Origin of the sequence: Elstera sp. (genome assembly GCF_044372965.1) — a bacterium.
Taxonomy (GTDB): Bacteria; Pseudomonadota; Alphaproteobacteria; order Elsterales; family Elsteraceae; genus Elstera.
In genome coordinates, this window is sequence record NZ_JBILQX010000169.1 from 1 (window position 1) to 7,820 (window position 7,820).

Sequence of the window (7,820 nt, forward strand, 5' to 3'; positions counted from 1 at the left end):
GCGCCAACAGGGTCTCGGCATTCTGTCGGGCCTCGCCTTCGTCATGACTATCGGCAAGACCGCCGCCGACGCGCTTGAGGCGCTGCATTACACGGCGACGCCCTGGCTGCGCAGCTACATCGAGCCGCTGCAAGTCTTCTGTAAAGGGCACGATAATAACCTCGTGGCAGGGCTGCATGATCTCGGCGGCACCTTCCCGAGCGCCACCCTCGTGCGCCGACTAACCGAGGCCGCCAAATCCCCAAACTTTGCCGAGCGCCAGACAATCATCCTCAACCGAGAGGTCGATAAGGCCAGTGCCGGCAATCTCCGCGCCATCGAGCGAACCAATGAGGGGGCCATGTACCTCGTCTCGCTGTTGGCCCTCGTCTCGATCGTGATCGACTACTTCGTGCAGTTCGCGATCGACGACGCCCTCAATCTCCCCCGTTAACTCAAAGGAAGTCACCCATGGGTCTCGAGCTTAAATCGTTTATGTCTGCCCGCGCTCTTGCCGCAGCGGGTCTTGTCTTTACGCTTGCTGCCGTTGGGGCAATGGCAACGGGCATCTTCAATGACGGGACTGCCGACGGGGTGAATGCCATCATAACCGAGATCGGCAAGCAATATCCCGAAGCGCCCTATACGGCGGCAACCTTGCCTGCCAACGTTACCGATCGTTTCGCGAATTCGCTCGCAATTCCCGCCGCTTGGGGTGCCCAGGGCGATTGCCCGGCCGGGTCGCGGCAATCGCCGTCGGGAGGCTGCTGGTCGATCATTATTCAGACCAATGGCATTCACGCGGTATTTCCCGGCTACAGCCGGGACCAATGCCTCACCCTGACGTCGCAGGTGCGCCCTGATGTGCATCGTCGCATCACCTTCGTCGGAATCGCGCCTGACAATTCCGCGACACTGACGAACTCGGTGGCGATTTCATCCATCGCGGCGGAACTCCGTCGTGCGGCCGTGCAGGATTTTGGCAAGACGAACTGCCTACCGACCGCCACCAATCAACTTGCCTTCGTGATTCGTTAGTCGGCGAGGGTTGCCATGTATCTCAAGCAAGTCCAATTGGCCCTTTGGATCTTCAGTCTTGCCCTGATCGGCTATACCGTTCAGGGCTCGTTGAAGCGCAATATGGCAACCCTCAGCGACGTGCTTTACGCTTATGCCGAGCGCGTCTATGCCGCCACTTGGGATTATGCGGGGTCCGCCTCGTCTGTCCTACGGCAAACCGCCTCCGTCGAACTTCCCGCCAGCGTCCTGAGCGAAACCCGCCATGGGACCATGCTGAATACTATGGCCCCAAATCGCCAACCCGTCCGGCTCTATTCCTATGGGACCGGCACGACGGCAACGGTCTATGCCGTCATTCCGAGCGGGGGGGATTGGGTAGGGTTCGGCACGAGCATCCCGATCACCGTGGCCAATCGCATGGGCGTCAAGGCGGGCATCGTCGAAGGCGATCAGATCCGTTCGCGCGCCGGCGGCTGGGGACCGATCCCGATTGCGTCGCTGGCAGGCTTCGTCGGTTACGACGGCGACCTGGTCCTGCGGCTTCAAACCCATCGGGCACCCTGACCATGATGCTGAAAGCCATTCTGCTGGTCCTCACGCTCGCAAAAGTGGTTTGGATCGGCAATCACGTCGAGGCGGCGCGGGTTCATCGGGACGAGAGAACCTACGCTATGGCCGGCCGTTTCGCGCTGATCGGCGAGGCCGCTCAGCGCTACGCAACGAACACCCGCCTGCTGCGTCCGGGCGTCGCGACGGCCGATATCAGCGTCCAGGAACTGATCCTTGAGGAATATCTGCCGGTCGGCACCAGCCCTCTCGGACCCTATGGCGGTGATATCGTCTTGGTGGCGCGCACCGGCGCTTACGGGCATGTCGTCATCGATATGTCGGTCTTTGCCCCCGCCGATCAGGCCGAGGAGTTGCGCTTGAATATGAGCGTCATCGATCGAGGCGGCGGCATGGTCAGTCTGCAAGCTGAGAATGGCGCGGCACGCTTCCGAATGGCCGCGGCCAGCGTCGCCAACCCAGCTGATTACCTAAGGTTCTCCGGGGCAATGCGGGCCGGGCACTCCCTCGGAGACGGGTCGGCAAAATAAAGAGAATCTTTCGCTATCTGAACAACTTTTAATGTCTTAACGGATTCTCAAACCGTTCATGTTCCTGTACTGTACACGGGAACAAAACGGTAATGGGAGTGAGAAAGAGAAGGTCGAAATGGCATCCAGTCCTTTAGCTCTCGTCTGCTCGCTTATTGGGCTGCTCTGCGGTGATCCGAACACCGTTGCGCTCGAAAAGCAGCATCAAATGGCATCGACGGCGCTGTCGTCTCAGACAGCTGAGTTCATGTTCATGACCTATGCCGACAGCATCAATTGGCTGCGGCGGCCGGAGAACCGTTGGTATACGGGCGAGTTGCCGATCCTGGAGGTGATGGCCAATCCGACCAATCCTTCGGAGACCCATCGGGCCGAGCCGGGTTTGCGGATCATCATTGATCGGAAGCGTACCCACGCGCCGCAAACCCAGACGGACGGCTCCGATCGGTCGCGCTGGTATGCCATTCTCGACCCTACCGGCGGGATCAACCCGGAAACCGGCGATCCCTATGCCGTCAACGCCATGGAGGAGTTGCAGCGCAAGGGCATCAATGGCGGCTCCGTGCTTGCCGTTCTGATCGACCATGAGAAACGTCTTGAACAGCGCAAGAAACCAGATGGAACCACTGACGCCTCCTTTGCCGTGGGCTATGCGCGGAACAACCGACTAACCGAGCAGCATACCCGCGATACTTATCGGTTGCCGGATGATGTTCTGACCCGGCCAGTCGGTGCCGAAAGCCTGATGATCTCGACGCGCACCGGCGGGCTCGCTGGCTGTGGGGTGTTGCCGGGGCCGACCGATCCGTATCGCAATAATCCGGGTTCTGCACCAGCGAGACCTCGGCATCATCGGGATGCTTGGGCTCTAGCGACGGCTTGCGTTCCGGCCGGCCATCGCTATGTGGCGGTAGGCTCATTCCAAGGCGTCCCTATGTGGGCCGCCGTGGCTGTCTTCAATAAGACCAAGCTGGTTCAGGGCTGCAATGTCGTCGATGAGTTTACGCCGACCTACGCTCAGTTGGATGATCCGATTGCTTTCCGGGGCTTGCTGCCGCCATCGGCGCTGATCCCGACGGAAGCACCGCTGAATGCGCCAGCAACAAATCCGTCGACCTATCTGGTCTCGGATTGTGCGACCGATGGGGTGCCGCCGACCGTCACGGACCCGCCGCCGACGATTTGGACGGAAAACTATACGGGCACCTGTCCGGCAGGCTGGAGCGGATCGGTTACTTACGCGCGACAGGGTACGCAGGTCTGGATCGTCGATTGGACGGGAACGCGACCGCCAGCAAGCTTTACGCCTTGGGTGGAGACGTCGAATAGCTGTACCCCTCCCCCGCCGCCACCTCCTCCCCCCCCGCCGCCGCCTCCGACCGGAGGTGGTGGCTCGGGTGGTGGGGGTGATCCAGGCGGCGGAGGTGGGGGTGATCCGGGTTTGGTGTGTGGCTGGAACGGGTCTGCCTACGTTCTCGTGCCAATGGGCCAGGACAATGGGGTAGCAAACCAGAACTGCAATCATTTGCGCAGCCCCCCACCACCGCCGCCGCCGCCGCCGCCGCCGCCGGTCGTTATCGATCCGACGCCGCCGATTGTGGACCCGAGCGTCTGCCAGGTGAATTGTACCCCCGTGCAACCGCCGCCGACCGTAACGGTGACGAACCCGGTCTGCATTCCGGGTATCGATCCCGCCTGCACGACGGCAGCAACGCCGACGCCCACGGCACCGAAGGTTTGGTATCAGGTCTACCTTCACGCCGGCGGTGGGCAGAATTCAGAAGGCTGGTGGCGGATCCGGGAAGTCGACGAAGCTACCGCCCTCGCCCGGATCGCCATGGGCTACACCGACTACTCAACCAACCGCGACGGGCTGCTCACCAATGGCTCATCCGGCTATACGCCCGCTGCCGCAGGCGGCGGAAACGATAACAATGGTATGCCTGATCCAAGTACCGGAGGAGATGGCGGTGGTGGTGTTGGGAATGGAGGAACAGGCGGCAGTACTGGTGGAAATGGTACTGGCGGCGGCGATTACTAGAATAAAATGCACAGGAGATTAAGGATGAAAAAATCACTCGGCACGACTATCACCGCTGTTCTTCTATCAGGTTCGGTTCTTGCCGCTCCGGGTGTGGGACGGCGAGAAAACCCTGATCTGAAGATGCCTGAGGTGGGGATCTTTGCCGTATCGGGCATCAACAGCGGTGTTGGCAGTGTCGCAAAATACGCCAATGCCGATGAAAAGCGTATCCTCAAGGAGATGGGCGATACGCTCCTGCGTCAGGAATTCGGCGCTTACAAGATCGGGCTGACCGAGTTCCGTTGGAATATCCAGGGAAAGTCGGATCGGCTTCTGACCAATGTGATGTGGATCGATGGCGATTACACACCTGATTTGGTGTTGAATGGCCTTGATCTGGATCGAGTGCGTTTGAGCTTTTGCCGAACGATTGGTGTCGCTCAAATGGGCGATACCAAATTCGACATCGCCGAGCTTCAGAATATCTATGACCAAACCGTTCAGACTGGCGTACCGCACCATACGCAGGCGATGCGTAACCGGGGTATCTGGGCTGAGACTATTATGGCGGCGTGCAAACGGGATGGCTCTAATGCCTGGGCTATTGTACGTGGCGGAAATGCGGTGGGCGTGAAGGCCGAATGGGTATACCTGGGTGACTATGTTCCAGGCGATGCGGTTAGCGGGCGCGTCAAGTGGGCGGATATTCCCAACCATCGCCGTAACGATGAAGTGCTGCGGATGATGATGCTTGGTGTCTACACACCCGTGAACAAGTACGACGCCGCCTTGATGCCGACGCCGGACGATGTCGATGGAATGAAAGACATCGATCCCGACACCAGGGGGAAATAGCCCATGCGCTTCTCACTTCGCGCGGGCCTGCTGGCCAGCAGCTTACTGTTGGCCAGCGTCCCTACCGGTTTTGCGTCGCTCAAGGCACAAGAGCCGGCCGCTCCAGCGCTTACCGTAGACCAACTCGACCCGCAGGCCTCCCTCGGCCTCAAATCCGACGCTCGCCTACCGGCAGAATGCGGCGGCGGACTCTTGCCCGCCGATCTCGTGGGCCGGGAACGCATGCTGAGAAACTGCGAACAGGATCTCAAGGCTCGCAAAGACGTGATGAAAGCGGTGGGAGAGCTTCAACTCGAAGTCAGTAAGGCCACACCTGCGATGTTGCCCGTCGATCCAAACGATGCCGTTAGCGCCCTCAACGCGCGGCCCGGCAAACGCGGCGACGGCACGCTCAATGTCGAAGATGCGGGCGAGAAAGGCGTTATCGTCGACGACGGCCGCCGGAAGGCTGTTGCCCCAGGCGGCGCTGATACTGGTGAAATCGACGAGATCGAATCCCTCGCCGACCTGACGCTTGTCGCGGGCGGTTGTCCCGTTGGGCCGCGCCCAATCTGCGTCGCTATCTTCGCGGCCGGAACCAACAAGTTCTCGGTGCAAAAAGTCGGTGATCCCATCGCGAAGAATGCCCGCGTGGTGAACATCAGCGGTAAGGGAAGCGATATGTCCGTAACCGTCGAACTGAAGCCGGTCGGAGGGAAGGTTCAGCGCAAGGAGTTCCGCCTATGATCCGCTCGCCGTCGCCGTTTCATGGCGGACCCAAGAGCCCGGCGGAACATGCACTCCTCGATGCGCTCAATGATCCGCGGCTAGAACCCTGGGTTCAATCGGCCATTGAGTCGGGTCTTTTGGCGCATCCGAGTGACGCCGCCGATGCCTTCAATCAGTTGGCTGGCCTGTTTCAAGCGCGGGCGGACGAACTTTATGGCCATCTGCCCTACCTTGATGCGAACCAGGGGAGGCTCCATTGATTGCCGCCTGCCTAAGTGTCGCGCTCACGCTGGCGACGGCCAATAATGTCGCGATCGGACCGGACGAGCAGGCTCGGCTCGAGCGCACCTGCCGGACGATGGCGGCCGTGCCGGTCCGCGCCGTCCGTGAAGATCAAGAGGGAAGGTTGGCCGGTTGCACGGCGCTGGCCAGCGTTCGATATCTCATCCCGCACGATGCGTTGCCAGCGATTCTCTTTAATGAAGGCGGCTGGCTTGGGGCGGTGATCGAGAATAAGGATCGGTCGACGGATCGTGGTCCATTTCAGGTGAACAGTCAGTGGATCTGGTCGGTTCAGCGGATTTTTGGGTATGCGACGGAGGCTGACGCGGCCAAAGCCGTGACCTGGGATCCTTGCGTCAATGCCGAAATGGCTGCGATCATCCTGGCGCGGTGTCGCCGCGATAAAGGCGACCTCGCCAAAGCAATCGGCTGTTATGCCTCGCCGACGCCGAAGTTGGCCGAAGCCTATATCGAAAAAATTGTAAATAACGCTCGAACTCTTAAAAAGAGGGCGAATTTATAATCTAAGTGAAGGTGTTTTTCTGTTTTACGCGCTATCCTAGTCTGGGTAGCGTGCCCATCGTCATGATTAAAAATAGCCAATTATTGAGATTATTATTATTTTCTAAAACCTTGTTATTAGGGCTTTTTCTTCAGAAATCTTTTTGCTATTGAAGATTTACCGCGTCGCGGTGCAGAGGCCGGGTTTCCTCCGGGGGTAAAAAGAAAGGCGTCGAGATTAGGCCCTCGACGCCCTTCTCCCCGGAGGAGCCTGGGCTCACTCCGGATGCTCCCACTAAGAAGCGAGGCGACACTATCATGTCCAGCCCGTCTGAAAACAGTCTTTCTGCTGCCCCTATCGGTCGGCGCAATTTGCCCAAAGAGCCGCCGCGCACGGGCGGCCCGCTGACGACCGACGCACTGGTGCGCTACCAGAAGATTGCATCGATGGAGCGGGACGGCATCGCCTGGGACTCAATCGCGGAGAGCTTGAAGCTAACTCCCGACTGGCTCAAAACCTGGTATACTCAAACCAGCGCCAAACTTGCCGCCGAACTGAGCAACGATAATGACGTTCGCTACGGCAAAGGCGGCACGCCGGTCATGCGGGCCATTAAACACTTGCGGCAGCAGGGGCATGAGGTTGTGCGGTACGGGCCGGATAATTATTCCGTCGACCGACGCATGGTCTCCAAGGCCAACCTTCTTACCCGAGCCGGACTGACAAAGCCCGAGGATCTCTATACCGAACTGCCCTACTTCAGTTATTTCACGCTCGAGGTCGCGGGCCGGTATCTGATCGATTTTCACGATTGGTTAGTGGAACTAGTCTGGCATCCCTCAACGCCCCCCGATCGGCAGCGCGTGAAAGCCAATGGGGTTGAGATGTCCGCCAATGCACTCCTGATCGAAGCGCAACAGCGCTATCTGGCCGCAACCGGCCGCAAGATCGCGACCCGCTGCCCGAACGGGCTCGCGCACGGCTTTTCGAAGCGGGCGGTGTAGCCATGATTCGCGAGCATCTCTCTGAAACACCCCAGGAGGCGGCCCAACGTAAGGCTGTGGTTCCGGGTATGGCGCATTTTGCGGGCAGCGGTCCGCGCGGGTCGACCTGTGCCCAGTGCGATTTCCAGATGACGACGAAGAAAGCCGGAGAAAGCCTTTGCGCTAAGGTCGCGGCATCAAAGCGCGTCCCGTTCCCATCCAGCAGCGCTGTCTGCAATAAATTCGCGGAGGTGCGCCGTGGTTGATACCCTTGCCCTCGTTCCGCCAGGCGCGGTTCCCGCTGCTGCCATCCTCGACACGATTTGCTCCCTGATGGTCGATCTGGAGATCGTGAGCGGGCGCTATGGTGC

At 59.8% G+C, this 7,820-nt stretch carries 10 protein-coding genes; all 10 read left to right on the forward strand.

The features are described 5' to 3' along the window. The coding region (locus tag ACIQ36_RS16380; RefSeq protein WP_395831262.1) for a hypothetical protein at window positions 1–433 on the forward strand (433 nt) is incomplete at its 5' end. A gap of 17 nt (window positions 434–450) precedes the next feature. Continuing rightward, window positions 451–1,017, forward strand: a complete 567-nt coding sequence (locus ACIQ36_RS16385; protein WP_395831264.1) for a hypothetical protein — start codon at window positions 451–453, stop codon at window positions 1,015–1,017. Window positions 1,018–1,032: 15 nt separating this feature from the next. After that, entirely contained in the window at window positions 1,033–1,563 is a 531-nt protein-coding gene (locus ACIQ36_RS16390) for a hypothetical protein (protein ID WP_395831266.1), read from the forward strand. Between the two features lie 2 nt (window positions 1,564–1,565). Further along, a complete protein-coding gene (locus ACIQ36_RS16395) occupies window positions 1,566–2,096 on the forward strand; it encodes a hypothetical protein (protein ID WP_395831268.1) in 531 nt (176 codons plus the stop codon). Between the two features lie 118 nt (window positions 2,097–2,214). Then, the gene (locus ACIQ36_RS16400) at window positions 2,215–4,137 is read left to right on the forward strand and encodes a hypothetical protein (protein ID WP_395831270.1); all 1,923 of its coding nucleotides are present in this window, start codon (window positions 2,215–2,217) and stop codon (window positions 4,135–4,137) included. Between the two features lie 24 nt (window positions 4,138–4,161). Continuing rightward, window positions 4,162–4,974, forward strand: coding sequence for a hypothetical protein (locus tag ACIQ36_RS16405; protein WP_395831272.1), 813 nt, complete (start codon window positions 4,162–4,164; stop codon window positions 4,972–4,974). Between the two features lie 3 nt (window positions 4,975–4,977). Then, window positions 4,978–5,700 carry a hypothetical protein gene (locus ACIQ36_RS16410; protein ID WP_395831274.1) on the forward strand — a complete coding sequence of 241 codons (723 nt, stop codon included), beginning with the start codon at window positions 4,978–4,980 and terminating at the stop codon, window positions 5,698–5,700. After that, complete coding sequence (locus ACIQ36_RS16415; protein WP_395831276.1) at window positions 5,697–5,942, forward strand: hypothetical protein; 246 nt, start codon at window positions 5,697–5,699, stop codon at window positions 5,940–5,942. The genes ACIQ36_RS16410 and ACIQ36_RS16415 overlap by 4 nt, the downstream gene beginning before the upstream one ends. Continuing rightward, the gene (locus ACIQ36_RS16420; protein WP_395831278.1) at window positions 5,939–6,487 is read left to right on the forward strand and encodes a lytic transglycosylase domain-containing protein; all 549 of its coding nucleotides are present in this window, start codon (window positions 5,939–5,941) and stop codon (window positions 6,485–6,487) included. Before ACIQ36_RS16415 ends, ACIQ36_RS16420 begins: the two co-directional genes overlap by 4 nt. A gap of 296 nt (window positions 6,488–6,783) precedes the next feature. Beyond that, the gene (locus tag ACIQ36_RS16425; protein ID WP_395831280.1) at window positions 6,784–7,470 is read left to right on the forward strand and encodes a hypothetical protein; all 687 of its coding nucleotides are present in this window, start codon (window positions 6,784–6,786) and stop codon (window positions 7,468–7,470) included. Window positions 7,471–7,820: the final 350 nt, after the last annotated feature.

What these genes read in the sequence shown, in the direction of transcription:
- ACIQ36_RS16400 (WP_395831270.1), top strand. Translation starts at nt 2,215, where the DNA reads ATGGCATCCAGTCCTTTAGCTCTCGTCTGCTCGCTTATTGGGCTGCTC.
- ACIQ36_RS16415 (WP_395831276.1), top strand. Translation starts at nt 5,697, where the DNA reads ATGATCCGCTCGCCGTCGCCGTTTCATGGCGGACCCAAGAGCCCGGCG.
- ACIQ36_RS16425 (WP_395831280.1), top strand. Translation starts at nt 6,784, where the DNA reads ATGTCCAGCCCGTCTGAAAACAGTCTTTCTGCTGCCCCTATCGGTCGG.
- ACIQ36_RS16405 (WP_395831272.1), top strand. Translation starts at nt 4,162, where the DNA reads ATGAAAAAATCACTCGGCACGACTATCACCGCTGTTCTTCTATCAGGT.
- ACIQ36_RS16390 (WP_395831266.1), top strand. Translation starts at nt 1,033, where the DNA reads ATGTATCTCAAGCAAGTCCAATTGGCCCTTTGGATCTTCAGTCTTGCC.
- ACIQ36_RS16395 (WP_395831268.1), top strand. Translation starts at nt 1,566, where the DNA reads ATGATGCTGAAAGCCATTCTGCTGGTCCTCACGCTCGCAAAAGTGGTT.
- ACIQ36_RS16410 (WP_395831274.1), top strand. Translation starts at nt 4,978, where the DNA reads ATGCGCTTCTCACTTCGCGCGGGCCTGCTGGCCAGCAGCTTACTGTTG.
- ACIQ36_RS16385 (WP_395831264.1), top strand. Translation starts at nt 451, where the DNA reads ATGGGTCTCGAGCTTAAATCGTTTATGTCTGCCCGCGCTCTTGCCGCA.